Below are 24575 nucleotides of genomic sequence, written 5' to 3' on the forward strand. Positions count from 1 at the left end.
ATAGACTGAAAGCTCAGATTTTGTAGGCTGCCGCCTTAGTTTGATAGGCGGTAGCGATTTGGCTTAATGTGAGCGTTCCCGATGAGAGTTCCTGAACCTTATTCGCCAATTCATTGATCGCATGGGCATTATTGATAATGTCTTCCCCAATGTGAGCCAACACTTGGCTTTGGGATTGAGTGGTGTGAGCCACGTTTTCACTCGATACGGCAACCTGAGAGATCTGTTCCGAGCGTTGGGCGAGACCGTTGGCGATTTCGCTGGTATGTTGCAGGTTTTCAACTGTGCTTTGTTTGCTTAAGTCCATCGATTCGACAGTCTTAATCATACTGGTATTGAGGTGAGTTAATACCGTGGCGATATCATCGGTTGAGCGCCCTGTACGTTGTGCTAAGGCTCTGACTTCATCGGCAACCACGGCAAAGCCACGGCCGCTTTCTCCTGCTCGAGCGGCTTCAATCGCCGCATTGAGAGCGAGCAGATTCGTTTGCTCCGAGATGCTCCGGATCGCTTCGAGCAATTTGGTGATAGCACTGACGTCTGAGGTCAATTCGGTTAAGAATCGGGTCACTTCTGTGGTGCTTTGTTCCAGTTTTTTCATATCTTCCATAATATTAAGCGCGCTCTTTCTGTCTTCATTACTGGAGTTGGCGGCTTGGCGTGCGCTTTGCGCCGAGTCGTGGCTATCGGCAGCGGCTTGGCTGATCTGCTGAATGACATTTTGAGCGGTATCGGAAATTTGTTGTGCCTGTCTATTTTGTGCATGCACAGTGTGTTGGGTCTCGTCACTCAGCTGTTTTAGGTGGCTAGTGGTTTTTGCCATATCGACGGCAATATCGCGATAGTCGGAGAACACTTGGGTGAGTTCTTCGAGCATAGTATTAAACGCCATTTCAGCATGATTTTTGGCTGGCACGAGCCGAATAGAAATATCTTTAAACTCAGAAATTTGTTCAATCGCATCCGCAATACGCTGATTTGCGGAGGATTCAATGCGAATCATCGAGGCGAGTAAGATCAGAATCCCCGCTTCGGCGGCAGCAAACACAGCATGCACAAAGGTAATGTCCCAAGAGCACTGACCCGCAAAAAGCATGATGGCAACCTGATTGATTTCTACACTCTGCATTTGCATATAAGTGAACAGTACATGGTGTACCGCAACGGTCAGTAGCGCCGCGACAATCGGCTCCCAACGTTGGTAAATCAGGAAGATCGCCATAGTGGCGAAGATATGAAAGTGCATTTCAATCATCCCCATTTGGGTCTGAATGAGCAGGGCGGAAACCGTCATCATGATCACGGCGGCCACGATGGCAAACATAGGTGTTGCCTTCAGCAGGCTGTAACTTATTTGGGTGATGAGCAACACCGCAATCGCGGCCAAAATAGCAAAGCTCATCATCTGGGCTCCAACAACCCCACTCACGAGGAGGATTGGCGCCTGAGCGAGAAGCAGACGATATAAGGTCTGATCGTTTTTAGCTGTGGTTGAGTTATTCGATAAGTGATTCATGTTGGTCTGCCTAATTTGAAGACATCATAGTAGTGAGATCGGCCCGTAGTCGTTCAGTAATAAGCTGCTGTTGAGTATAGGTTTGTTTAAGCTTCCCCGTGGGCGAAACTAAATAAAGATTGCCTGTGTGCAGATTAATATCGCTAGTTTGACTCGATATTTCAGCCAGTTGCCGCTGCAAGGTTTCGAGCTGCTCTGGGGCTAACTCGGCACTGTAAAACTGCGCCGATTGACTATCGATAAACTGTGCTCTGAGGGCTGGCAGGTCATTTTGAGGATCGATAGAGATAAACAGAAAACGAATATTGGTTCTTTCATTTTCAGTGAGTTGTGCCATTAGTGAGCGCACTTGATGTACGCGAATTGGACAAATTTGTGAGCAACTCAAAAAGCCAAGAAACAGATAGCTAGGCCCCTGAGTCCAGTCACTAAATTGGTGCGTTTTGCCGTGAATGTCCTGCCAAGTAAAATCAATTTCAGTCTCTTGGTGGGTGGCAATGCCATAGCTTCCCGATATTGCTTGGTTGAGATAAGCAATGGCAGGGAGGATTAATAGGGTCATGGCCACAATTAGCACTGCGCTAATAAAGCTGCTGGGCTTATTCATATACTTCTTATTTAATACTCTGAAATCTAAGTCATTGCGCCAATAAGCAATTCCATTGCATTAATTAGAACTATAGTCGTCTTCGGCTATCTTTCATTAAAAGTGTTAGCGATTTTTGTGGGGCGGAAAAGGTACGTTAAAGGGCTAAAGTGAGATCATTTTAAGTTAAGGTTACAGATGCAGAGATTGGCGCAGCGCATGGTAAACGGCTTTCGTACCGTTTACCACAGCTAAAGATTAGATTTTCTTCGTCATAAACACACTGTTGGGATCGAGTTGGTAGCCGTCGAAGGGGCCGCAGATTTCGAAACCAAACTTGCAGTAGAGTCGGCGAGCTGGCTGGAAAAAGGCCATTGAGCCAGTTTCTAAACTGAGGCGCTGCACACCTGCGGCTTTGGCATCATTGATCAAGTGCTGCAATACCTTAGAAGCGATCCCTTGTTGTTTGTAGGTGGCGGCGGTGCGCATTGATTTGATCTCCGCATGCTCGGCATCTAACCATTTTAGTGCACCGCAGCCTGCCAGATTGCGGCCATCCCACAGTGTCCAAAAGCGAATATTGGGTTGGCGCAGGCCATCAAGGTCTAATGCGTGCACACTTTCTGGTGGCGAGGTTGCTCGCATATCTTCAAGGTGCTCAGTTAAAAGTGCTGCAATTTCAGGCCCTTTTAGATCATCTAATATTATTTTCATTGTTGCTCTCAAGATTAAAATTCCCTGTGTTGTCGCTTATCCATCATAACGTTATCGCGTTTGGTTGTTTTTAGGGTTAAAACGCTGCGGTGACTAAGCAAAGGGTAGGCCAAGAGTTTTGCTTAAGGGATGATGTTTCATTCCTTGGATTTTATCGAGGGGCAAGCAAGGAAGCTACTTGGCTATAGAAAGGTTTTCGCACAGGTGTAACCTGCTTGATTTGGTGTAACCACTGATAGCCGAGTGGTATCTGTTCCAACTTTTATTTTACCGTCTTCACAGTTTCTACAGGATAACCAATTCCCCTGTTTGGGTTATGCCACACGGCCACACACCGTTTTTATATAACGCTAAGATGGTTAACCATTTTCCAGGCTGATTGGAAAGGACTTCTTTGGCTGCATGCTTACAAGCAAACAGCGCGCTACCTTTCATCGACTCAGTGTAGTTATATGGGCCATCAACGAGTTTTGGATGAGCCTTTCCAACGCTCCGTAACGATTTCAACGCGGCTTTATAAACCCTATTCTCAGCCTCTTTGTCGTAGCGTTGTTCGTCCGGTTTAGCTGTATATGTAGCTACGAAAGGATTGCTTTGATCTCTGCTGGTTGGCAGCCAATCCCATTCAATTTGTAATTGAGAAAGCGTTAAGATGTGCTCAGCTTGGCTCAACCAGTCGGTATTCTCTATTTGTGCAATCAGTGTTTCGATGTTCATTAGCTGTTAATACCCAAAGCGGTTCTGTGCTCTTATTACTATACTTTGTTAGCTCTATTTTGATTCACTAATCAATAGCTTGAGATTATCCCAAAAGGTCTTGGCAGTATCTAAATTCTTGTGGCCAACTTGGCTTAGTACGAGATCAGTAGACTGTCTTTCTATGCACACTAGCGCCCGTCCCTTGAGCTGCTTTCCCATTTTGTCGTCCACCAATAATGCTGAGAGGGCGATGCTAATAGTGGCCACATCATTAATCGACAATGTTGTGTAGCTATTGGTGATCATTTTCTTGAGGACTGTGGGTGGATACTCGGGGATCCATTGTTTTACTCCCCACATTTTTAATAACCGATCGAGAAAGCCCTTTGGATTTTTTGTTCTCTGTCTCCACTCGATATAAATTCCTAGCGCATCCATGAACGAATCAAAATACCAATCTTGGAATTGCGCCACTAATTTATAATCTTCAGGTTTCGCGCTTTTAAACTTATCTAATACTATAGAGGTTGATAACTCTTCCATGATATTCTCCAACTCTGATCTCCGTTGTAAGTCACATGGAACTACATTCTTAACTAGAATTCGTAACATGTATTTTATGTTGTAGTCTTAATTAGACCTTTTTTGTCATTAACAGTGTAAAAAATTGCTTTATCCCAGTATTTTTCCATTAGATTTGACTGAATACTTTTACTTACTTTATTTTTCTCAATTAAAAGATACTTGACTGTATCAATGGTTGCAGTTCCGGAGCTAATCTGACTTTGGCAAAATTTCACTATAAAGACAGGAGGCAGGCATCCTCCTACTCTGAAGGTTATATATCCGTTTTTCTCCATTTCCATTCTTGAATGGAATTTTATATTGTCAGAGGTTCCATCAATATCTTTAATAAAACTCCTCAATCTTTCAAAAAATTGAACGCCCAAAGAGAACTGGTATTCACTCGATATGAATGTTCTAATCTGGTTAGTTTTTTCGCAATAATCATTAATTGAATTTGGTGTTACAGGATATCTTGTTTCTCTAATAATATAACTACTTAAAGTTTCGAGGAGATGTTGTTCTTCACTCGATAGAGAAAAATGCAAATCCAATGCAATATTTAACAACTTGTGACTGTATGCTTTAACCTTTTTCTCAAGTAAGTTCTTAGGTGCATTTATTAGTAATGATACAACGCCTGATTTCAAAAGTAACTCGATTGCATACCCTAAGATTAGTACGCTAGATTTATTGGCTGACTCCTGAATGTTATATATTTCAAAAACTTCTTTTGAAGTTAACTTTTCTCCATCAATAATTTTTCTAGCCTGTAAGGCATCGAGTTCTAATTTCTTGTTAAGCGCAATTTCTCTTAATAACTTGGCACTGATAAGCTTTCCATCAGCCTCTTTAACCCAGTCTAATTTATTAAATATACCTTGTTCACCACTAGATTTTAATGGAGTTTCCATCAAACTATTATTATTCAAAATCATATTTCCATTTGTTTTTGAAGCACGACCTGAGAGGGCCGCATTTGTATAGTGCGCATAATCCTAGCTCCGAGCACTTGGAAAATAAATTGCAACACACTGATTTAAATTGATTTCTACAATAGCAAAAACCATATTGGATAGAAAGTGTGCATTCGCATGATTTCTGATAGTTTTGTTCTATGCGAAGACCATGTAATTAAGTCGCGTCAGCTTGCTAGTTATTGTTTTTAAATTTCAAAGTGTAAATTGGCATCCATTTTCTCAAATAGCAAGTTACGCTAATGCTTGAAAGGCAAATCATGGTGATTGGCGAGACGACCGTCCGCCACATGGACGGGGCGGTCGAGCATCCAGGGATGGACTTGCTGTGTGTCGTCGAGTCACCACCATGGTTGGCCTCACGCCTACTGCAAATACACCAGATATAGCTATTTCAGATGATTTTGGGGTAGTTGTGGTTGACCTAACAGGGCAACGATAAGGATAAAGTCGGCTTCTTTGGTGAAGTAGGCGGTGTGTTTACCTATAGGAAAGAAGAAACCGTTGGGATAAATATCGTTGCAGCTTCTGCCTAATCCGGGGTTATTGGCTAACATTTGCAAACCGGAGATAAGGCTTTCTTTATATTTGTGCCACTGCGACTCAGAAAAGTGTTGAAGGGTGTAGTCTTTAATCTGTTGTAGGTGAATCTGAGCTAACCTACTCAGTTTATAGCGTTTATTATTCATGTGAGTGGCTACAGGGCGTTAAGAAAATCTTCACCATCAACCACATTGCCCTTCGCTAAATCTTCTTTGGCTGCGTTGAAACAGTGCTTCAGATAGTCGGCTTTCATCGCCTCAAGCTGTTCGTAATCGTGGATAGACATGACCACAACCGCATCTTTACTGTTTTTGCTGATCTTGATGGGTTCGCGTTGAGCGTTTAGAAGCAACTCACCAAAATTTCGTTTGGCGTCATTGGCGGTTAAGGTTTGCATGAGTTAAGCCCCGTTTTGGAAAGACAATGGCAGTATAGTTTATTGAGCGAAATGGTCAAAATGATTAAATCGTGCGATTTGTGCTAAAGATGGGTTCACTTGATGATGACTTGCCTACAAAAGAGAGCAAAAAGCCGAGATGATTCTCGGCTTTTTGTTAATGCTTTTACTCATCCAAAGATGATTAGTAGTACTTCTTCAGATAGCTCTCGGCGTAGCTTTTCAGCTTTTTGTTTGGGTTATTGTTGGCAATATTTTCAATGACTTCGCGGTATTGCGTATTGCCCGATGCGGCGAGGGCCTTGGCCATATTGGCGTAGGTATCGATGGCTAACTTGTCGTTGCTCATTAGGCGTGGATTTTTCAACTCAACGCTCAGACGCTCTAACAGAAAATCATCATAGTTTTGATCGTCCATCATGCGTTTAGCGGCAAGGCGCATTAGCTCTAAATCGTCGCTCTTTAACGCATTGGCATAGGCATTGTTTTTAGGGCTTTGTTCGGCCACATATTGGCTCTTGTCCGCTAAAATGGCGTTCCACTTCTTGTATTTATCTAGGTTCTCAAGTGCTTGGGTCGCGTACTTTTTCAGTTTCTTATGAAAGTTGCCACGCACTATGCTGTTGATAGTTTCGCTGTACTTATCGTTACCCGAGTAGGCTAAGCCTTTGACTAACCAAGCGCTGTAGTCGATGGCATTTTTCTCGGTGGCGAGGGGCAGCGATTCGATCAATTTGGCCTCTAACACGTCGTAAATGGCGGGATCGGATAATCCGGCAATCGTCAGGGCTTCGATGGCTTGTTTTTGCTTAAATTGATTGTCGCCTTTAAAAATTTCTTGATAGGTTTCAACCGTGTATTCCTCTGCCCATAGGGGAGAGCTAAGTAAACTGATGCCGAGTAATATGCTTGCTACTAATGGTTTCATTGATATGTCCTTATGTCGTTTTCCAGCGTTTAAAAATCAGTGAGGTGTTAATGCCGCCAAAGGCGAAGTTATTGCTCATCACATAGTCGGTGTCGAGCGCACGTGGCTCGCCGCGAATGTAATCGAGTGCGGCACATTCTGGGTCGATATTGTCGAGATTGAGCGTGGGAGCAAACCAGCCCGCATTCATCATCTCAATACTGACCCAAGCTTCTAACGCGCCGCAGGCGCCTAAGGTATGGCCTGTGTAGCTTTTAAGGGATGAAATCGGCATATCCGCACCGAAGACGGCATGGGTTGCATGGGTTTCGGCAACATCACCGCGGTCGGTCGCTGTGCCGTGGGCATTCACATAACCAATGGCATCGGGCGTGAGCGCCGCATCCTTAAGGGCTAAGCGAATGGCGATTTCCATGGTATCGCTATTGGGCTGAGTCACATGCTGGCCATCGGAGTTAGTGCCAAAACCGACGATCTCGGCGTAAATTTTTGCGCCGCGCGCCATGGCGTGTTCTAACTCTTCGAGTACCAGCGTACAGGCGCCTTCGCCAATCACTAAACCGTCGCGATTGGCATCGAAGGGACGAGGCGTTAACTCAGGGGTGGCATTTTGGGTGCTGGTGGCAAACAGGGTGTCGAATACCACCGCCTCGGTTGGGCAGAGTTCTTCACCGCCGCCCGCGAGCATTAAGGTCTGTTGGCCGTATTTGATGGCCTCATAGGCGTAGCCTATGCCTTGGCTGCCCGAAGTACAGGCGCTGCTGGTGGTATGAATGCGTCCCTTAAGACCAAAGAAAACCCCCACGTTTACCGCAGTGGTGTGTGCCATCATGCGGATATAACTGGTGGCGGTGACGCCCGACATATCGCCATTTTTGAGCATATCGCCAAAGGCGGTAATAGGATCGGTACTGCCAGTCGATGATCCATAGGCAATGCCCATTTCCCCCGAGGTGACGATAGGGTCGTCCAAGAGTCCTGCGTCTATCAGCGCAAGTTCGCTGGCGCGAGTCGCCATAATCGAGACGCGTCCCATGGAGCGGATCTTTTTGCGGGAATAGTGGCTCGGCACCTCAAAGTCAGTAATGGGTGCGGCTAAGCGGGTGTTTAGTCCGTCATATTTGTCCCATTCCGCCATCGTCACGACACAGTTTTTTTGTGCCTTAATGCTGCTTGCGATACTTGGCCAGTCATGGCCTAGGGCGCTGATACCGCCAATACCAGTAACGACGACACGTCTGCCTAGGGGATTGCGCTGCGTCATTTAGATCATGCCTCCATTCACCGAAATCACTTGGCGCGTAATATAGGCGGCATCGTCCGACATTAAAAAGGCGGCTAACGCTGCTATTTCATTGGGTTTACCCATGCGGCGCATCGGCACTAACTGCTCAACCATATCCTTAGGAATATCCGCTACCATATCGGTTTCGATTAAACCTGGGGCGATACAGTTTACAGTGATCTTACGTTTGGCCAGCTCTAAGGACAGCGCCTTAGTGGCGCCAATCAATCCGGCCTTAGAGGCGCTGTAATTGACCTGACCACGGTTGCCCGCAATGCCAGACACTGAGGCTAAGGTGATGATACGGCCACCCTTGCGGCCTTGTACCATGGGCATAACACAGGGATGAATGACATTATAAAAACCATCGAGGTTAGTGTGGATCACGCTGTCCCACTCGGTTTCGCTCATCGCTGGGAAGGCATTGTCACGGTTGATGCCCGCATTGAGTATCACGCCATAATAGGCGCCATTGGCTTCAATATCGGCTTCTATGGCGGCTTTTACGGCGGCGCGATCGGCAACATCAAACTTTAATAGGCTGACGTTCACCCCAAGGGCGCTAAGTTCTGCTGCGCTGGCGTCGGCTGCGGCCTGATTGCTGTGATAATGCAGGGCGATATCGTAGCCCGCTGCGGCCAGTTTAAGGGTGATGGCTTTGCCAATTCCGCGGCTCGAACCTGTGACTAATACTCTGTTATTCATCTTTATTTCTCCACCCGTGATGCTTGATGATGAGTTTTTTATGCATCAAAGGGCTAAATCCTTTTGTAGTACGACTGACGTTGCGTCGGTTTAAAGCTTGGCGCTTGTGAGCGCTAGGCCAGACATTAAGCCTGACTGGAGGCGATATACGCTTGGGTGTCCTGGGGTTGGAACACGTTCACATTGGCCTCGGCCACGAGTTGTGGTGTTTGCTCCGCTCCCACCTCGGGCAACAGATAAATCTGGCAATCGAATACCGCCAGTCCCGACTCTTCTTGATAGAGGCGTTTAACCTGAGTGCGATAACGGCGGTTGAGCTCGTACTGCGCTGTGTGTAAGGCTAATTTACGCGATCCCAATAAAAAACCCACGCGGATTTTATCGTGGCGCAGTTTGGCCTCAACACCGGCGAGGGCAGCGATGCTCTGCGCCATGTATTCGATACCCACATAATTGGGAACGGCCTGACGTTGCTCGTCAAAATAAGCACTCTGAGGGCTGATCAGCACTTCGGTTTCGAGTGCATCCTGCTGATGGCGAATAATCTTATCAATCAAGATCATTGGTGCGCGGTGCGGAATAAAATCGGCAATATTCTGCTCGGCTAATTGTTGCAGCCACATCGGCTCGGCGGGTGCCATTGCAGTGTCAGTAGAACTGGACATAAAACTTAAGCCCCTTTACGGCAAAAAATCAGGCTGGCATTGCTGCCACCAAAGGCGAAGGAGTTGCTCATCACATAGTTAAGCTTGCCATGCTCGGCGCATTGCTTGGGCGCGACTAAGGCTATGCTGGGATCCTGTGGATCTGGCTGCCCATCATACCTATGGGGAGGCAGGGCAAGATGGTGATTATGGGGTGAGAGCAGTAAATAACAAAATGCGGCTTCAATCGCGCCCGCGGCACCTAAGGTATGGCCAACCAGCGGTTTGGTTGAGCTTGCGGGTGGTGGCGTGTCACCAAACACTGAGCGTACGGCGCGGCTTTCCATCGCATCATTTTTAGGCGTTGCTGTGCCATGTAAGTTTATATAATCAATCTGTTGCGCCGAAATCTGTGCATCATCAAGCGCGGCCTGCATGGCGGCAATCGCCCCCGCGCCTTCGGGGTGCGGCGCCGACATATGGTGCGCATCGCTCGACTCGCCTATGCCTGCAAGCAATACGTTCGCTTGCGCTGAGCCGAGCGTTTCGTTTTCCGCTAGGGTCAGGGTAAACAGCGCGGCGCCTTCACCGATATTGATGCCATCACGATTGGCGCTGAAGGGATTGCAATGTCCCTTGGAAACCGATTCTAAGGCGTGAAACCCGTTGACTGTCAGTTGGCACAGGCTGTCGATACCGCCGACGATCACCATGTCGCACAGCTTGGCCTCGAGTAGGCGTTTGGCGCTGGCAAACACCTTAGCGCTGGATGAGCAGGCGGTCGAAATGGTGTAGCAGGGGCCTTGGAGCGCAAATAACTGGCGTAAAAAATCGCTGGTGCTGCCCAATTCCTGTTGGAAGTAATGGTAATCGGCGGGGAAGTGGCCGTGTTGATTGCGATAGGCCAAGGCGGCTTCGCCCTTCGAAATCCCCGAGGTGCTGGTGCCTAAGACTACGCCGATGCGGTCGACGCCAAAGTCACTTTTGGCTTGCTCTACGGCATCGCGAATTTGCAGTGCGGCAGCCAGGAGTAATTGATTATTGCGACAATCGAATTGCGCCAGTGCGGCAGGTATCGTCGGTAACGGCTCAGTGACGGGCGCGACCAGTGTCGACTCCCCAAATAGCAGGGTGTCACTGGTTTGCATGGCACTGGTATCGCCTGCAATCAAGCGGGCTAACACCTGCTCGGGCGTTTGCCCTAACGGGGTACACAATCCAATCTGTGTAATGGCGACTCTGTTGTTCATTGCTGCTTGCTATACCTATGGCCTTTGATGCGAGCAATGCTAAAAGCTCATATCGATTGGCTGTTAACGGGTGCCTATGGCATGGTCAAAAGACGATTAAATGGGTTGTATCTCTAACTCAAATTTTGCCTGTGGCATGGTCAAATTAATGTGTGCCTGCCAGAGAGCATCGTCGCTCTGTTGCTGATAACGGATCTGTATTACTTGAGTCTGATTATCACTGCGACTGATCAGCGTGTCTTGGCTATAAAACTGGCGACAGGGAATAGCGTCACACAGTCCTGTCACTAACTCGCCACCCTCTAAATGGCTTTTAATACTCTGCTCCGGCCAATAGATGAGTTGCATCATCGCCATCAGGTATTCGGCCTTAAACTCATCCCCTAGCAAGAGACTCTGTTCACTGCTGAGTGTATTCCCATCGTAAACCAAGGTAAACAATGCCTGCCCAAGGGGCGCGAGCCCGACCAGCGTCATCCGTTCCCCTTCGAGTTCGAGCTGGGTGAGTAGCTCGTGGGTGTTACCGCCCACCTTAATGCTCACCTTCTGACTAAAGGACTGGGGTGAGGATACCCCAGCTTTGCTGTCGTTTTGCTGATTCTGGCTTTGAGTCTGGCTTTGGGGCGCATTTGCCTGCGGCTTGGTAAGCGGTTTCTCCATCGCCGGGCCAAAATCATGGGGGAGTGGCGCTAAGCAGTAACGCATATCTTTCGCCAAACCGACACAGGTTTGCCGATAGAGCAGCTCGCTGCATCCCATCAAGCCTAGGCTGATTAGGAGCAAGCAAAACGTCGCAATGGCTTTGAGGCGACCTTTGGCGTTAAGGCTTAAGCGCATCGAATTACACCTCGGCTAATTCGCTAATAGCGGGTTCGGCGCTGAGTTCGGCTTCTTGCCGACATAGCTCGACCACCAGATTCAGGCGTCGCTCGGAATCTTTTACAAAGGGATTTTGCACATCCCAAGCATAGCCCGCCAAAATCGAGCAGATCATCTGTTTGATTTTAGGATTCGGATTTTCGTAAAAAATCACATCTTGGAAGCGACCATCGTACCAAGCCTGCACATAAGTGCGGAAGGTGTTCACCCCTTGCATTAACGGCGCCGAGTACTCGGCGGGCCAATCTACCGTGTCGCCATTTAGCTGTTTAAGCACGCATTTCGCCGCCATCGATGCCGATTGCATGGCGATAGTCACGCCCGATGAGAATACCGGATCGAGAAATTCGCCCGCGTTGCCCAGCAGGGCAAACTTGTCGGTGGCGAGGCGCGATACGTTGGCCGAGTAACCCTTGAGTGTCGCACAGGGCTGAGCGACCTTGGCATTGGCCAGCAATGCTTTCAGGCCGGGTTCTTCTTTGACTATAGTCAGTAGCTGCTGCTCTAAATCGCCTTCGAGGCGCGCGAGTAACTGCGGCTCAGCCACGACGCCGAGCGAGCAACGGCCGTTGCTGAAGGGAATTAACCAGTACCAAATATCCTGATGCTGTGGATGAACACTAATTAAAATCTTATTACGGTCAAAGTCGGGATCGCTGATGTTATCTTCCACATGGGTGAAGATAGCGCTGCGGGTCGGCAGTGATGACGGCGTTTCGAGGTCGAGTAGTCGAGGCAATACTCGGCCAAAACCGCTGGCATCGAGCACATATTGCGCCTCAACTTGGTACTGCTCACCTTGCTCGTTACGCACGCTTAAGCGCGGGTTGGCGCTTAAATCGATTGCCTCAACGGTTTCACCGTAACGGATATCCACTCCAAAGCTTGCTGCGGTATCGGCGAGCAATTTGTCAAAGTTTGCCCGTTGCACTTGGAAGGTTGTGCCCGGCCCTGGGGTAAATTTGTCGGTAAAGTCGAAGGTGGTATACACCCCATCGCGTCGGAAGGCGGCGCCATTTTTATATTGGAATCCCGCCGCATTCAGCGCCTCTAACATGCCTGCTTCTTCAATAAATTGCATACAGCAGGGTAGTAGACTCTCGCCGATAGAAAAGCGTGGAAAGTGTTGTTTTTCTAGCACTAATACCCGTTTGCCTTGCTTATGCAATAGGCTAGCGGCAATCGAGCCCGAGGGGCCAGCGCCAATAATGGCCACATCGACGGAAAGGGAGTGGGACTGTGCGGAGCTTGCAGCGGTAGATGTGGACATTTAAATAACATTCCTTGTAGGTATCGAGACCTTGTTGGTGGTTAAAACCTGACTGGTGGTCAAAATCAATGGCGAAAGTACAAAAGTAAACCCTATGCCGAGGGACAGGGTTAATCCAAAATAATGAATAGCTTGGGTTTGGCTAAAGGCGAGTAAGCCAAAGGCCAATAGGGTCGAGCAGGCGGACATAAACACCGCCATCATCACTGCCTTGCCATGTTGCTCTGCGGAGACAAAGAACAAACTGTAATCTATCCCAATCCCGAAGACTAAAATCAGCGCCAGCGCATGAAACAAGCTTAAGGGCGAGCCGACTAAGCCTAAAATGGCCAAGGTGAGTAAGGCGGCCAGCGCAGGTACGGCGACCACTAATGCGGCTCTTTTAACGCCAAAGCTCAGGCTAAATAGTAAGAGGGCGATAACGAGCGCCAGCCCCAATAACTTCAGGGTAAGCAGGCGATAATGTCCCATCACGGTGGAAATATCCGCGACCTTATCAATAAGCTGCACCTGCGGATCCTCGGCAAAGCGCGCCTTGAGGGCCGCTATATCTTCAATACCACCAAGCAGCACTATGGCGCCGTGGCTATCGTTCCCTAGGTTGGCAGTATCGGGGCTGGTCGCTGACTCAGTTGAGTGCCCAGGCGTCGCTAATCCCTGTGGTGCAAGCCAGAGTGGGGCTAACTGTTTGCCTAGGCCTAGTTCGAAAAAATGCGTCGGGGTGATATAGCTATCCTTGGCGGCAAGATAGGCGGCAGAAAGCTCAGGTGCTAGGCCGTCATCGAGGCCAATGCTGTTTAGCACTGTGGTTAATTGCGATTGGTAAATCTTGCCCTGCAATTGATACGCCACGTCCTGCTTTTGTTTGCTTGGCAGATAACGGCTAAGGCTGACATAGTTGCCCAGCTCTTGCTGCTTAATGGCGGCATCGAGCTGCGGACTTAGGGCTTCGAGCCGTTGCAGTAAGGCTTCTTCGCTGGAGGCGCGCACCAATAAAAACTGGTTATCCGTGCCGCCACTGAGTAATTTTCTGAGCTTGTCTTCTGGTTCAGTCACGCTCGCAGGGCTTTGCTGTAAATGGCGAATATCATCGTCGACGTTAAGCTTGCCGATCCCCAGCAGGCAAACTCCCGCGAGCACTAAGGCAAACAGACTCAATCCCCATGGCGAGACCAGTTTATTGGAGAATCCGGTGAGTTTCGCAAGATAAGCCTGTGCCAGAGTTAACGGGCGTTCTCCCGAAGGCAACTTGCTGCCCGCCAATAATGGATAGGCGAGCACTAACGTCAGGTAGGCGCCGAGTAAGCCAGAGGCGCAGAAAATTGCTACCTGCTGCATGCCGGGAAACGGCGCTAAACCAATACCGACATAGGCCAAGGCGCTAGTGATAAAGGCCAGTGACACTGTGGGGAAGATATAGGCTACGGTCGCCTGCGCACTACGCTTATTATCGCTTAACCGCTCGCAGTAAAAATGGAAGCTGTAGTCGATGGCAATCCCTATCAGGCTAGTGCCAAAGACGAGAGTGAGTAAATGCAGCTCCCCGAACACGCTTAAGGTAAAGGTCACCGCCAGCAGCAGGCCGCTGCCAATGGTCACCATCGCTAGCAAGAGTGGCATCACGGAGCGAAACGCCAGCCAAACCAATAACACTACACCAAGCAAAGAGGCGAGGCCGAGGACAGAGATTTCACTCTTCGCGGTATTGGTGGCTTCTATGGCATGAAATAGTGCGCCCGCCTGTAACACTTTAACGCTGGCATATTGGACGCTGACGGCATTCAGCGCCTGAGTGAGTGCCGCTTGCTGGCGTAACTGTGCATTAGGGTTAAAGGCGCTTTCGGTGCCTTTTGCCATCACAATGGCGGCCACGCCTTCACTGCTATCAACACCTTGTTTGGTATCAACACTTTGTGGATGAGCAAGTAAAATCCCTTGGCTAGCGCTCAGCTTCGAACTAGGCGCAAGGGCGAGCACATTGTCGGGAAACAACAGCAAAGGATCTTGGGTCAAGAGTTGGCTATTGGCATAACTAAAGGCGTTGTAGAGCTGCTGAGTGGCCGAGGCGATTAAGTGCTCGAGGCCATCATGGCTTAATGCTTGGGTTTGTTCAGGGGTGAGCAGTTTAAAGCGATAGGGGAAATAAAATTGCCCTAGGGCTTCACCCATCTGCAGATCGGCGCTACGAATATCGGTAAAAGCGGTATGTTGAGTCTTAAGCTGCTCCATCAGGAGTGTTGCCGCCGCAATCGCTTGAGGTTCATCCTCGGCAATCAGAGCGAGATACACTTGATCGGCGAGTGTCGATTCCACTTGTTCGAGGGCGCGTGCCGTGAGTGCATCCTGCTGCAGATGGGGCAACATGGCGAGAATATCGCTTTGTACCTTAGCCCCATTTTGCCACAGTTGCAGCGTCCACAGGCTTGCCGCCAGCATCAAACACAACCAAATAGCGAAGCGCCATTTCGTCGAGGTTTGCATTAGGCAATGGCCAATACGCGTGGCAATCTTGGGCGCCATGATTTTGCCTTACTCCTTTGAACCCGCGTCTTTAGAACTCGTCTGGCTGATGGCATATTGGGCTAACTCAGCCTCACTCAGTGGACCTTGGCGCAGCTCGCTAAAATCGATACGGGTAATATCCTGCGGACTCACACTCGGCTTGGCGCTGAGTAGCACTAAGGCGTGTAAAGTATCACTGCCTTCGAGCACCATGTGGGCGATGGCCTTCTTCATCAGCGGATCTTTTGGGGTTAATCCCAACTGCCAGTTTGCGCTGCTTGAACTTGAGCTTTCTTGTGGCGACTTGTCTTGCGCTAAGGGTTCTTGGGCTAAAAAGTGCAATTCGAAGTTTGCACTTAAGCCCGAAATATCGCCGCCCAGCATGGCATTCACTAGGTTCGGTAGCAAATCTCCCATGGCCGCCGCGCTTGCCGAAGCATCGGCTTGGCTGATTTGCACTCGCCCTTGGCTATCTTTTTGGATCAGTTGCTTATCTTTTAAAATCAGCAAGGACTCAAAGGGGCTAAGTTGTTGCCAGATAAGCCCTTGTGCCTTGTCGAACACAAACTGACCTTGGCTCACGAGGGGCTTTTTCAGCACTTTAAGCTGGCGCGATTGCACAAAGTGGCCGCGAACCGTCTCGCCAAGATTGAGCTTTTGGCTAAGGGCGAGCAATGCAGCCTTATCTGCGCCTTGGGCAAATAGCGTTTGATATTGGCTCGAACTTGTGAGGTTCGAATCGGTGAGGCTCTGTGCCTGTACCGAGCCAAACAGCAGTGTGCAGATTATTAGCAGGCTTTGGCAGAACCCTAGCCACCACTTAGAACGTGCGAGGAAGGCAATCATTCGCTATCCGCCTTTGCTAGCAGCGGGGCGATTTTGCTGCGAAATATCTCTGGCGTCACAAAGCACATTTCTTGGCTCGTCATATCCACCGCCGCCTGAATGGTATAGCCTTTGGTAATACGCTCACCAGTTGCCGTATCACGGATTTGATAATTGATTTTTAGGCGATTTTCCCACTCGACCAACTCGGCGCGCACGGTAATGTTTTGCTCGAAGGTGCTGGCCTTAACGTATTTGATCTGCAAATCAATAATCGGCCAAGCGTAGTTCGAGGCCTGCATTTGGCGATAGTTGTAGCCTAACTCGTCGAGTAATTTGCAGCGGGCAATCTCGAAATAACGCAGGTAATTACCATGCCAAGTTATCCCCATCGAATCCACATCGTGGAAGGGGATCTGCATGTCCATTTCTATGCTGAGCAAGGCTTTCATCGGCATACTTCCCATTCGCCCGCTTGGATTTTCGAAACGGTTTGGCGCAGCACGGCTTCGAGCGGTCTGTCTTCGACTAATGGCTCAAAATCGGCGCGCACTTGGGCGAGCGTGGTCGCCAGCGATGGCGTCAGCGAGGCTTCGTCTAACTCATTCTGTTTGATACGCAGACCAATGCCTTGGGTCATGGCAAGCAGGGCTGCGGCGGCGACTTGTTCTGTCAGCTGCAATACACGCATACAGTCACGGGCGGCGATAGTGCCCATGCTGACTTTGTCCTGGTTATGGCATTCGGTTGAACGAGAGAAAACGCTCGCAGGCATAGTGTGCTTGAGCGCCTCAGCCGTCCAAGCCGATACGCCGATTTGCACTGCCTTAAAGCCATGGTTGATGGCGCGGCGTGGCCCAGTTGAACCCGAAAGGTTAGCTGGCAAACCGTTGTTAAACTTAGGGTCCATCACTAATGCCATTTGGCGGTCGATGAGATCGGCGATGTTGGCCACAGTGTTTTTTAAGGAGTCCATCGCAAAGGCAATGTGTCCGCCGTAGAAATGGCCGCCGTGGAGAATATGCTCGCCTTCACCATCGACTATGGGGTTATCGTTGGCGCTGTTAACTTCGGTCTCGATAAATTGGCGCATAAAGGGCAGCGCATCCTGCAATACGCCAATGATGTGCGGCGCGCAGCGGATGGAATATCTGTCCTGCAGACGATCTGAATTGCGGGGGTGAACATGGTGGTTCAAATCTTCCCTGATCCAAGTCGCGATTTGGTTTTGTCCCGGATGGGGTTTGGCGGCAAACAGAATATCGTCGAAATGGTTTGAGTTACCTTTGAGAGTTAACGACGCCATGGCGGTAATGCGGCTGGCTAAACGCGCTAAATATTGTGCACGATCAAAGGCTAAACAGGCTAATGCCGTCATCACCGCCGTGCCATTCATCAGGGCTAAACCTTCCTTGGGGCGCAGCACATGGGGCGTGATGTTCAGCTCGCGGTAAACCTCTTGGGTGGCTCTGCGCTCGCCGTTATAAATCACTTCGCGCTCGCCAACTAGCACGGCGGCGAGATAAGACAATGGCGTTAAGTCACCGCTGGCGCCGACTGAACCTTCCTCTGGGATCACTGGCACTATATTGAGATTAAGCAAGGTTTCGATGCGCTTTAACAGCTCATAGGTCACGCCGGATTTACCAATGGCGAGGGAGTTTAAACGGCAAGCCATCACGGCGCGCGCCTGCATCACGCTTAAGATTTCGCCTAGGCCACAGCCATGGAAGCGGGATAAGTGCAGTGGCAACTCATGGACTAAGTCGAGACTCACGTTGACAGTGCAAGAGTCGCCATAGCCGGTGGTAACGCCGTAGACCACACCTTCTTCGTGCAGCAGGCTATCGATAAAGCGGGCGCCCTTTTGGATATACGCTTGGTAATCGGCATCATCACAGAGTTTGACTTTAGCACCCTTAGCAACGGCGACGACTTGCTCTAATGTGAGTAACTGACGGCCAAATTCGATTGGCGGCTCAGCGGTTGTCGTGTGAGTAACTGCGTGGCTCATAAATGCTCTGTCCTGTCTGTAGTGCGCTCCAGCTCCGGGAGTGCTGCTGTCGTTTGTGGGGCGGGTGTCGCGCGGTTGACCTTGCTATCGTCCCGCCAAAAATCAAAAAAGTTAAACCACTGCAAAGGCTCACGCCTTGCGTAGTGTTCGAGGCGTGAGCTGTAGTTGTGCACCGCCTGTTGTAGTCTTTCCATTCGCCCAGCACGTGGCCCTTTGAGGCTGTTGCTAAAGTGCTCCAAATGCACGCGATATCGCCCTTGTTCGCGCAGGCAAAACATCAAGTACACAGGGCAATCCAAGAGACCGGCCAGAATAAATGGCCCCTGCGGGAAGGCTGCCTCTTCACCCATAAATGGCGCGTATACCACGCGTCCTTGGGAGTGAGATGAGGTTCTATCGCCAGCAATCACCACTAACTCACCGTCTTCAATCTTTTGCTGCAGCAGCATAGAGGTGGCGGGGTTAAGCTCGGTCACTTGGATCAAATTCAGCGTGCTATCGGGGTTTAATTGCTTGAGTACATTATTAAAGTTTTCGGCATGGCTGGTTAACACCATGACATTCACTTTGACCTTACGCTGGTGGATTGAAATCGCGCGGCACAGTTCGAGATTGCCTAAGTGAGAGACTAGCAGCACTGCGCCTTTGCCGCTTTCTAGCTGATCGGCCAGCACTTGGCGGTCGGGAAAATCCACTTGGCTTAATTGAATGCGGTCGCACCAGGCATCGATTCTATCGAGCGCCGCATTACCAAAGGCGAGAAAGTGGTTCAGACTGTCGCGCCAGCCAACGGGCTGATTCAATTGGGGATGTTGCGGCTCGAGGCGTTGCACGCGGCGCAGAAAATCTAACGAGGCCTCACGGCTGACTTTGCCCGTCAGGAAGAAATAACAAATCACCGGATACATAATGGCGCGGCATAGCCAATGGCCGCCGAAACGGTAGCTTTCGACCAACAGTTTTATGCCCCAATAACTGCCGCGCTCCTTCATCCCCGACCAATGGGTTGAGGCTTTATCGTTCTGGGGGGATTGAGCTTTCTGTTTACGGCGCAGCAGTTGTGGCAGGCGTTTTAACATGCCGAAAAATAATCGGGTATGCAGCTTAGTAATGCGCACATTGTCGGCCACACCTTGAAAGTGGCTGACGCCGTTTTCGGGATAAATGACTTTAGTGGGGTGAAACAGGATTTCCACCCCTTGCCAGTAGAGTTTGACGAGGATTTCGATATCAAAATCCATCCGCTCCGTGAGGGCGTGCTGGCTCAATAGACGCTCGGTGGCGGCTAAGGGATACACCCTAAATCCGCACATAGAATCTTGAATATCAAAGCTTAAGGTTTCGACCCATACCCAAAAGTGGGTGAGGTAACGGCCATAGAGTCGCCCCTTGGGGACGGACTCGTCGTACTCGGGCTTGCCCGAGATCAGCGCATCCGGCTTGGCCTGCGCCTTGGCGAGCATGGCGGGAATATCGCTCAAATTATGCTGGCCGTCGGCATCGACCTGTAACACATGGGTAAAACCATCGCGATAGGCACGGCGAAGCCCTGTCATCACAGCCGCACCTTTACCACGGTTGTAGGGATGTTGCAGCAGGGTCACCCAGTCGTGTTGCTCCGCCAAGGATTGCAGCAGATAGCGGGTCTCATCGTTGCTGCCATCGTCAATCAAATAGCAGGGCAGATTGAGGGCGGCGAGCTCGGCTAAGGTCTGGGTGATCGCGGCGCTATGATTGTAATTGGGGATCACCAGCGCCAGCTTGATTGGCGCCGTGCCCATTAAATCACTCGGCGGGACTAGCATGGTGTCGCTCATACCGTCGCTCACAGGGATGCTCCATCATCTTGCTGACTAGCAAAGCTGATACGCCCAGAGGCATAGCGGTGGTCGCCATCGCTGTAGGCAAAGGTTAACTTCTCTTTGGCGGCATTATGGCTAATGGCTAAGGTGACTTCCTGCCCTGGCAAAATAAGTTGTTGAAACTTTAGCACTTCTAAATTAGCTACCGCAGCGTTGTAACCAAAATGCTCGCAACCTAAGCGCACGGCCCAATCGAGTTGGGTCACGCCGGGGAGCACGGCTTGCTCGGGAAAATGGCCGTTAAAATATTCGAGATCGGCGGCGACAAAGAGGCGCAGTTCAATACTTTCTGGGCCGATCTCTGATGCGAGGATCGGCGGTAAACTCGACTTAATCATGGTCAAATAACTCAACTAGCTGGGCGACGACGCGCTTGCCCTGAGTGTTTAACGGTAAGGTTTCGGGGTAACGCCAGCGGCGCGGTAAGGTCACGCGCTCGAACTGAGTCAGTAGATGCGCTTTTAACGCGTTGTTGATACTCAGTTTTCCCTGCTCTTGGTGCACACTTCTGCCTAATGGCGACAGGGTGATCACCGCCCCTAACTGGGATTTAAACTGGGGTAATACGACCAAGGCAGCCTGCTCGACATAGGCGTGGCTACAGAGCAAGGTCTCCATTTGCGCCAGTGAAAGACGTTTTTCTTCAATCTTAACGATGCGATCGAGTCTTCCCTTGAGCCTGAATTGGCCATTGGCCGTCGGCTCTATTTTATCTTCACAACGTAACCATTGATCGTCGGCCAAGTAGGGCGACTTCAGCAGCAGGGCGCCATCGTCAGCGTCTTGGTCTATGGTAATTTGTTCAAACACTTGCCATGGTTCGTCGGCCTCCTGTTGGCGACGATAGGCGATACCGCCGGTTTCGGTGCTGCCGAATATCTCTATGGGTAAATGGCCATAGCACTGGGCAACCCCTTGGGCGGCGGTGAAACTTAACGGCCCGCCGGAGCTGAAGACTAAGCTGGGTGAGCGCAGTTGGCGTTCGTGTTCTAGCGCCTTAGGCAAACGGGATAATTGCGCAGGGCTACTGATGAGGCACAAATTCGGTAACAAGGCGGTGTAGTAGCTTAAGGTCTCTGGGTATTCGATCTGCTCGCTTAAAAAAGGGCGACTGGCGGCTAATGGCCAGAGGATCTTAAACAACAAGCCGTAGATATGCTGATGGGAAACGGTCGAGACCACACTGCAATGGGGCAAATGCTCGGCGAAGGTGTGCTCAAGCACTGTCACTTCGGCATCGAGCTGCCTTAGGCTCTTGCGAATCGCCTTGGGTTCACCACTGCTGCCCGAGGTAAAGAGCACCAGTTCACCAAAGCTGTCACTCTCTGGCCAAGGTTTGGTGGGCAGACTCAGCTCTTTATTCAGCAGGATAAAGGCGTGACTCTCGCACAGCGGTTTGTCTGACAATATGCCTTCAAACTGATGGGTCAACTCACTCAAGGTGCCAGTTTGGGTGTTGGGCGGCAGAATAATTTCCTTGCCCGCCAAGAGTGCGGCACATAAACCCACGGCAAACAGATCGCTGGTATCACTCGCCAGTAACCATTTTTGTTCAGGCGCTTGGCGCAGCTGCTCGTAAAAATGTGCAACCTGATTGGTAAACAGGGCACCTGTGACTATGTCATGGTGATTAAAGCTGATCAGTTGTTGGGCGAATGGCCCTTGGGTTAACCAGTTTTTGAGTAGTTGTGTCATGTATTCTTCAACCAAAAGCTGCGATATAACCATTCCCCACCGAGGAGCAGTCCCATGAGTACGTATGCAATCAAACCGTTATACAAGGTCCAAGTTGCTAGGCTGGTAAACGCGGCGGTATAGGCCGCCACAGTGCCGTTTAGGATAAATAAGCCACACCAAAGCAGGGTGACTTTTTTAAGATAACCTATGGCTTCATCCGGCAAGTCGGGCTCTTTGAGCCGTGCGAGCCGTTCAATCATGCTCGGGCCTTGGTATAGCGAGTAGCTAAACAGGGCTAACATGGTGAGGTTTATCACCACGGGGTAATACAACAGCCAGTCGCTGCGTTTGGCGACAAAACTGCCCGCTGTGAGCGCAATCCCCACAAGCAAAGGCAAAACTAAGGTTTTAACCTTTTGCTTTTGCAGCATTAAACGCACTACCAACAAGAGGCATAGCACTAGGGCTATGGTGCCTGCTGGCAGATAATTCAGTCCTAAATACACGGCGACTGGATAAGCAATCAGCGCGAGTGCGGTTAGTACTTGTAGCAGGACGCGCATTAGTCTTTAACTAGGCCTTCAATGGCGTTAACGACATCGTTGACTGTGCGCACAGATTTAAACTCGTCGGGCTGAATTTTCTTGCCGGTGAGTTGCTGTAGCTTAATCACTAAGTCGACGGCATCGATGCTATCCAGATCTAACTCTTGATAGAGATTCGCCTCTGGCGTAATCGCATCGGCATCGATTTCAAACTCATCCACCAAAATCGTGGTCAACATAGCGAGGATTTGTTCGCGGTTTTGCATCTTCCTCTCCTACGGACGTTGTGATTCGATGAAGTTAGCTAGGCTGGCGACGCTGTAAAAATGCGCCTTAGTGCTATCCGAGTTCGCTTCGATTTTCACATCAAATTTTTTCTTGATGGCTAAACCCAGCTCGAGCGCGTCGATTGAGTCGAGTCCAAGTCCTTCACCAAATAGCGGTGCATCTGTGTCGATATCATCAATACTGACGTCTTCTAAGTCGAGGCAGTCGATGATCAACTGTTTAATTTCGTTATGTAAAGTCATAATTATTTTCGAGTTGTTGTTGATAATATTGTTCAAGGTCTCGGGTTAATTGCCGAGCCATTTTCGCATGCTCACCTAAAGGTGCTTGGTAGCCTTGGTGAGAAATTGTGTTACCGATTTCGACGGCCATTCCCATGGTTTGCCTTGGGATCTCATACCAAGGTTGTTCCTTTGTCAAACCACGTACATTGGTGCGCAAAACCACAGGTAAAATATCGGCTTGGGTGCGAATGGCAATATTGGCAGCACCGCGGGCGAATTCGTTAATGCTGGCGCCAAATACAGTACGCGTACCTTCAGGGAAGATAATTAAATTAGTGCCTCTGGCGAGCACTTCGCGGCAATCTTCGAGCATGAGCTCGGCGCCGCGATTGGGAATGTATCCCGCGCAGGAGACGACGCCACGTAAGAAGGGATTGCGCCACAACCCCTGCTTAACGATACAGCCCGCATTAGGCATCAAGCTGATTAATACCACTACATCGACCAGACTCGGGTGATTGGCAATCACTATCACACCCTTGGCATTGTGTAAAAGCTCGGCATTATGGGTGCTGACTCGGATAACTCCCGCCCAAGTCAACATGGCCACAAAGCCTTTAAACATAGTGTGCACGGCCTTTTGCACGCGGATAATCCGCGCCTCGGGCGTGCCCGGCCAAAAACGCAGCAGAGGTAAGATAGTTAATGAACTCAACAGTCCACCGAGACCAAAGGCGATGTAGCAACTGACGCCGCCGAGCCAACGGGGAATATAGTTGATTCCCGCGCGGCGCTTTTCGGGCAGCGTATAAGCGACATTAAATTCGGCATTGTGTGGCACAGGATTAGGCATGCGTTAGGCTCCAGTGCCAGTGGGACAAGCAACCGGCAATATCCTGTGAGGTTGCCAGCGCGTGGACCAACATGCCGTAGGATAGCGGCGTGGCGTTTTGTTGCTGCTCTGCTGTCAGTTGTCTTAGGGTGAGGGTGACGGTCGCACTCTCATCTGCGGACGCTAGGGTTAATCCCAGGGCTAAGGGCAACTCAAACTCTCGAGTAAATTCATCATAGACTGGCGGGACGGGATCATCGCCAAACACCAACAGCAGTGGCTCAGGCGATTGGTGCAGTTGGGCGAACGCTTCCACCATGGCTTGGGAAAGGGTTTCAGTGCCCGCGGCAATCGAGGTCGAAGGGGCGGTGTTATTGGTTAAAATACCAAAAATACCGCTACCCGTGTTATGCACCGACTGACTAAAACCTAAGGGGGAAAGCGGTTGTTTTTCAATAATATCTTCGAGCAGGCCAATGGTGCGGTGCAGCTCGCCGTGGCGAGAAGCAAATATCGAGCGACAGTTAGGCGCGGCCTCACATTGGAAGCTGACTTCCAGCATCATCTTGGTTAAACGGCTAAAACGTCTGCGCTGCATGGCGGGGACTTGGGAAAGTGCAGGGGAAATCCCCTCGAGGTCATTCTCTTTGCTTGTGTCAGCCGAGTGCTTGCACCAATTTTGCCAGTCATCACGCTGTGGATATTTTGGCGCCCATGCGCCCCAAGAGAGGATGCTGAATTTGAGTTGCACTACTTTGCCTCGACACTATTTAAAGCTGTCTTAGTTATCCCTAACTAAGCGAAAATATTAATGAATTGACTAGCTTCTCGCTATTTCTCCGCTGGATT

Annotated in this window: 27 protein-coding genes; all 27 read right to left on the reverse strand. The window is 49.9% G+C overall.

Annotation, left to right across the window (positions count from 1 at the left end):
- Positions 1–13 precede the first annotated feature (13 nt).
- The 27 genes from SHEWMR4_RS01735 to SHEWMR4_RS01865 all read right to left on the reverse strand — a co-directional run bounded on the left by SHEWMR4_RS01735 (position 14) and on the right by SHEWMR4_RS01865 (position 24477).
- Positions 14–1516 (reverse strand): methyl-accepting chemotaxis protein, encoded by a 1503-nt coding sequence (locus SHEWMR4_RS01735; protein ID WP_227499226.1) that lies wholly within the window; start codon positions 1514–1516, stop codon positions 14–16.
- Positions 1517–1526: 10 nt separating this feature from the next.
- Positions 1527–2123, reverse strand: coding sequence for an SCO family protein (locus SHEWMR4_RS01740; RefSeq protein WP_011621133.1), 597 nt, complete (start codon positions 2121–2123; stop codon positions 1527–1529).
- 237 nt (positions 2124–2360) lie between these two features.
- A complete protein-coding gene (locus SHEWMR4_RS01745; RefSeq protein WP_011621134.1) occupies positions 2361–2816 on the reverse strand; it encodes a GNAT family N-acetyltransferase in 456 nt (151 codons plus the stop codon).
- A 285-nt stretch (positions 2817–3101) separates the two neighbouring features.
- Entirely contained in the window at positions 3102–3533 is a 432-nt protein-coding gene (locus SHEWMR4_RS01750) for a hypothetical protein (RefSeq protein WP_011621135.1), read from the reverse strand.
- A gap of 54 nt (positions 3534–3587) precedes the next feature.
- Complete coding sequence (locus tag SHEWMR4_RS01755; RefSeq protein WP_011621136.1) at positions 3588–4058, reverse strand: hypothetical protein; 471 nt, start codon at positions 4056–4058, stop codon at positions 3588–3590.
- Between the two features lie 74 nt (positions 4059–4132).
- Complete coding sequence (locus tag SHEWMR4_RS01760) at positions 4133–5011, reverse strand: hypothetical protein (protein ID WP_157037021.1); 879 nt, start codon at positions 5009–5011, stop codon at positions 4133–4135.
- A gap of 434 nt (positions 5012–5445) precedes the next feature.
- Positions 5446–5745 (reverse strand): type II toxin-antitoxin system RelE/ParE family toxin, encoded by a 300-nt coding sequence (locus tag SHEWMR4_RS01765; RefSeq protein WP_011621138.1) that lies wholly within the window; start codon positions 5743–5745, stop codon positions 5446–5448.
- 8 nt (positions 5746–5753) lie between these two features.
- Positions 5754–5996 carry a type II toxin-antitoxin system Phd/YefM family antitoxin gene (locus tag SHEWMR4_RS01770; RefSeq protein WP_011621139.1) on the reverse strand — a complete coding sequence of 81 codons (243 nt, stop codon included), beginning with the start codon at positions 5994–5996 and terminating at the stop codon, positions 5754–5756.
- 184 nt (positions 5997–6180) lie between these two features.
- The gene (locus SHEWMR4_RS01775; RefSeq protein WP_011621140.1) at positions 6181–6924 is read right to left on the reverse strand and encodes a hypothetical protein; all 744 of its coding nucleotides are present in this window, start codon (positions 6922–6924) and stop codon (positions 6181–6183) included.
- A 10-nt stretch (positions 6925–6934) separates the two neighbouring features.
- Positions 6935–8188, reverse strand: coding sequence for a beta-ketoacyl-ACP synthase (locus SHEWMR4_RS01780; RefSeq protein ID WP_011621141.1), 1254 nt, complete (start codon positions 8186–8188; stop codon positions 6935–6937).
- Positions 8189–8914, reverse strand: coding sequence for a 3-ketoacyl-ACP reductase FabG2 (locus tag SHEWMR4_RS01785; RefSeq protein ID WP_011621142.1), 726 nt, complete (start codon positions 8912–8914; stop codon positions 8189–8191).
- Positions 8915–9039: 125 nt separating this feature from the next.
- On the reverse strand, positions 9040–9579 hold the full coding sequence (locus SHEWMR4_RS01790; RefSeq protein ID WP_011621143.1) for a hotdog family protein: 540 nt from the start codon (positions 9577–9579) through the stop codon (positions 9040–9042).
- Positions 9580–9584: 5 nt separating this feature from the next.
- Positions 9585–10808, reverse strand: coding sequence for a beta-ketoacyl-[acyl-carrier-protein] synthase family protein (locus SHEWMR4_RS01795; protein WP_011621144.1), 1224 nt, complete (start codon positions 10806–10808; stop codon positions 9585–9587).
- 96 nt (positions 10809–10904) lie between these two features.
- On the reverse strand, positions 10905–11645 hold the full coding sequence (locus SHEWMR4_RS01800; RefSeq protein ID WP_011621145.1) for a DUF3261 domain-containing protein: 741 nt from the start codon (positions 11643–11645) through the stop codon (positions 10905–10907).
- A gap of 4 nt (positions 11646–11649) precedes the next feature.
- Positions 11650–12957, reverse strand: a complete 1308-nt coding sequence (locus tag SHEWMR4_RS01805; protein ID WP_011621146.1) for an NAD(P)/FAD-dependent oxidoreductase — start codon at positions 12955–12957, stop codon at positions 11650–11652.
- Positions 12958–15477, reverse strand: coding sequence for an MMPL family transporter (locus SHEWMR4_RS01810; RefSeq protein WP_011621147.1), 2520 nt, complete (start codon positions 15475–15477; stop codon positions 12958–12960).
- Positions 15478–15486: 9 nt separating this feature from the next.
- On the reverse strand, positions 15487–16305 hold the full coding sequence (locus SHEWMR4_RS01815) for an outer membrane lipoprotein carrier protein LolA (RefSeq protein WP_011621148.1): 819 nt from the start codon (positions 16303–16305) through the stop codon (positions 15487–15489).
- Complete coding sequence (locus SHEWMR4_RS01820) at positions 16302–16736, reverse strand: acyl-CoA thioesterase (protein ID WP_011621149.1); 435 nt, start codon at positions 16734–16736, stop codon at positions 16302–16304. The genes SHEWMR4_RS01815 and SHEWMR4_RS01820 overlap by 4 nt, the downstream gene beginning before the upstream one ends.
- Positions 16733–18298 carry an HAL/PAL/TAL family ammonia-lyase gene (locus SHEWMR4_RS01825; RefSeq protein WP_011621150.1) on the reverse strand — a complete coding sequence of 522 codons (1566 nt, stop codon included), beginning with the start codon at positions 18296–18298 and terminating at the stop codon, positions 16733–16735. Before SHEWMR4_RS01825 ends, SHEWMR4_RS01820 begins: the two co-directional genes overlap by 4 nt.
- Positions 18295–20103 carry a glycosyltransferase family 2 protein gene (locus tag SHEWMR4_RS01830; RefSeq protein ID WP_041408952.1) on the reverse strand — a complete coding sequence of 603 codons (1809 nt, stop codon included), beginning with the start codon at positions 20101–20103 and terminating at the stop codon, positions 18295–18297. The genes SHEWMR4_RS01825 and SHEWMR4_RS01830 overlap by 4 nt, the downstream gene beginning before the upstream one ends.
- A 20-nt stretch (positions 20104–20123) precedes the next feature.
- Positions 20124–20498 carry a thioester dehydrase gene (locus tag SHEWMR4_RS01835; protein ID WP_011621152.1) on the reverse strand — a complete coding sequence of 125 codons (375 nt, stop codon included), beginning with the start codon at positions 20496–20498 and terminating at the stop codon, positions 20124–20126.
- Positions 20491–21855 carry an AMP-binding protein gene (locus SHEWMR4_RS01840; protein WP_011621153.1) on the reverse strand — a complete coding sequence of 455 codons (1365 nt, stop codon included), beginning with the start codon at positions 21853–21855 and terminating at the stop codon, positions 20491–20493. The genes SHEWMR4_RS01835 and SHEWMR4_RS01840 overlap by 8 nt, the downstream gene beginning before the upstream one ends.
- Entirely contained in the window at positions 21852–22400 is a 549-nt protein-coding gene (locus tag SHEWMR4_RS01845; protein ID WP_011621154.1) for a hypothetical protein, read from the reverse strand. Before SHEWMR4_RS01845 ends, SHEWMR4_RS01840 begins: the two co-directional genes overlap by 4 nt.
- On the reverse strand, positions 22400–22648 hold the full coding sequence (locus SHEWMR4_RS01850; protein ID WP_011621155.1) for an acyl carrier protein: 249 nt from the start codon (positions 22646–22648) through the stop codon (positions 22400–22402). The genes SHEWMR4_RS01845 and SHEWMR4_RS01850 overlap by 1 nt, the downstream gene beginning before the upstream one ends.
- A gap of 9 nt (positions 22649–22657) precedes the next feature.
- The gene (locus tag SHEWMR4_RS01855; protein WP_011621156.1) at positions 22658–22912 is read right to left on the reverse strand and encodes a phosphopantetheine-binding protein; all 255 of its coding nucleotides are present in this window, start codon (positions 22910–22912) and stop codon (positions 22658–22660) included.
- Positions 22899–23747, reverse strand: a complete 849-nt coding sequence (locus SHEWMR4_RS01860) for a lysophospholipid acyltransferase family protein (RefSeq protein ID WP_011621157.1) — start codon at positions 23745–23747, stop codon at positions 22899–22901. The genes SHEWMR4_RS01855 and SHEWMR4_RS01860 overlap by 14 nt, the downstream gene beginning before the upstream one ends.
- Positions 23740–24477, reverse strand: coding sequence for a beta-ketoacyl synthase chain length factor (locus tag SHEWMR4_RS01865; RefSeq protein WP_011621158.1), 738 nt, complete (start codon positions 24475–24477; stop codon positions 23740–23742). The genes SHEWMR4_RS01860 and SHEWMR4_RS01865 overlap by 8 nt, the downstream gene beginning before the upstream one ends.
- Positions 24478–24575: the final 98 nt, after the last annotated feature.

The organism is Shewanella sp. MR-4 (genome assembly GCF_000014685.1).
In the GTDB taxonomy this organism is placed as follows: Bacteria; Pseudomonadota; Gammaproteobacteria; order Enterobacterales; family Shewanellaceae; genus Shewanella.

Coding starts and splice junctions, on each gene's coding strand:
- SHEWMR4_RS01775 (WP_011621140.1), bottom strand. CDS start 6,924: ATGAAACCATTAGTAGCAAGCATATTACTCGGCATCAGTTTACTTAGC.
- SHEWMR4_RS01855 (WP_011621156.1), bottom strand. CDS start 22,912: ATGACTTTACATAACGAAATTAAACAGTTGATCATCGACTGCCTCGAC.
- SHEWMR4_RS01735 (WP_227499226.1), bottom strand. CDS start 1,516: ATGAATCACTTATCGAATAACTCAACCACAGCTAAAAACGATCAGACC.
- SHEWMR4_RS01820 (WP_011621149.1), bottom strand. CDS start 16,736: ATGAAAGCCTTGCTCAGCATAGAAATGGACATGCAGATCCCCTTCCAC.
- SHEWMR4_RS01845 (WP_011621154.1), bottom strand. CDS start 22,400: ATGCGCGTCCTGCTACAAGTACTAACCGCACTCGCGCTGATTGCTTAT.
- SHEWMR4_RS01780 (WP_011621141.1), bottom strand. CDS start 8,188: ATGACGCAGCGCAATCCCCTAGGCAGACGTGTCGTCGTTACTGGTATT.
- SHEWMR4_RS01770 (WP_011621139.1), bottom strand. CDS start 5,996: ATGCAAACCTTAACCGCCAATGACGCCAAACGAAATTTTGGTGAGTTG.
- SHEWMR4_RS01785 (WP_011621142.1), bottom strand. CDS start 8,914: ATGAATAACAGAGTATTAGTCACAGGTTCGAGCCGCGGAATTGGCAAA.
- SHEWMR4_RS01745 (WP_011621134.1), bottom strand. CDS start 2,816: ATGAAAATAATATTAGATGATCTAAAAGGGCCTGAAATTGCAGCACTT.
- SHEWMR4_RS01860 (WP_011621157.1), bottom strand. CDS start 23,747: ATGCCTAATCCTGTGCCACACAATGCCGAATTTAATGTCGCTTATACG.
- SHEWMR4_RS01795 (WP_011621144.1), bottom strand. CDS start 10,808: ATGAACAACAGAGTCGCCATTACACAGATTGGATTGTGTACCCCGTTA.
- SHEWMR4_RS01850 (WP_011621155.1), bottom strand. CDS start 22,648: ATGCAAAACCGCGAACAAATCCTCGCTATGTTGACCACGATTTTGGTG.
- SHEWMR4_RS01835 (WP_011621152.1), bottom strand. CDS start 20,498: ATGATTAAGTCGAGTTTACCGCCGATCCTCGCATCAGAGATCGGCCCA.
- SHEWMR4_RS01750 (WP_011621135.1), bottom strand. CDS start 3,533: ATGAACATCGAAACACTGATTGCACAAATAGAGAATACCGACTGGTTG.
- SHEWMR4_RS01825 (WP_011621150.1), bottom strand. CDS start 18,298: ATGAGCCACGCAGTTACTCACACGACAACCGCTGAGCCGCCAATCGAA.
- SHEWMR4_RS01765 (WP_011621138.1), bottom strand. CDS start 5,745: ATGAATAATAAACGCTATAAACTGAGTAGGTTAGCTCAGATTCACCTA.
- SHEWMR4_RS01815 (WP_011621148.1), bottom strand. CDS start 16,305: ATGATTGCCTTCCTCGCACGTTCTAAGTGGTGGCTAGGGTTCTGCCAA.
- SHEWMR4_RS01805 (WP_011621146.1), bottom strand. CDS start 12,957: ATGTCCACATCTACCGCTGCAAGCTCCGCACAGTCCCACTCCCTTTCC.
- SHEWMR4_RS01810 (WP_011621147.1), bottom strand. CDS start 15,477: ATGGCGCCCAAGATTGCCACGCGTATTGGCCATTGCCTAATGCAAACC.
- SHEWMR4_RS01840 (WP_011621153.1), bottom strand. CDS start 21,855: ATGACACAACTACTCAAAAACTGGTTAACCCAAGGGCCATTCGCCCAA.
- SHEWMR4_RS01790 (WP_011621143.1), bottom strand. CDS start 9,579: ATGTCCAGTTCTACTGACACTGCAATGGCACCCGCCGAGCCGATGTGG.
- SHEWMR4_RS01800 (WP_011621145.1), bottom strand. CDS start 11,645: ATGCGCTTAAGCCTTAACGCCAAAGGTCGCCTCAAAGCCATTGCGACG.
- SHEWMR4_RS01830 (WP_041408952.1), bottom strand. CDS start 20,103: ATGCTAGTCCCGCCGAGTGATTTAATGGGCACGGCGCCAATCAAGCTG.
- SHEWMR4_RS01740 (WP_011621133.1), bottom strand. CDS start 2,123: ATGAATAAGCCCAGCAGCTTTATTAGCGCAGTGCTAATTGTGGCCATG.
- SHEWMR4_RS01755 (WP_011621136.1), bottom strand. CDS start 4,058: ATGGAAGAGTTATCAACCTCTATAGTATTAGATAAGTTTAAAAGCGCG.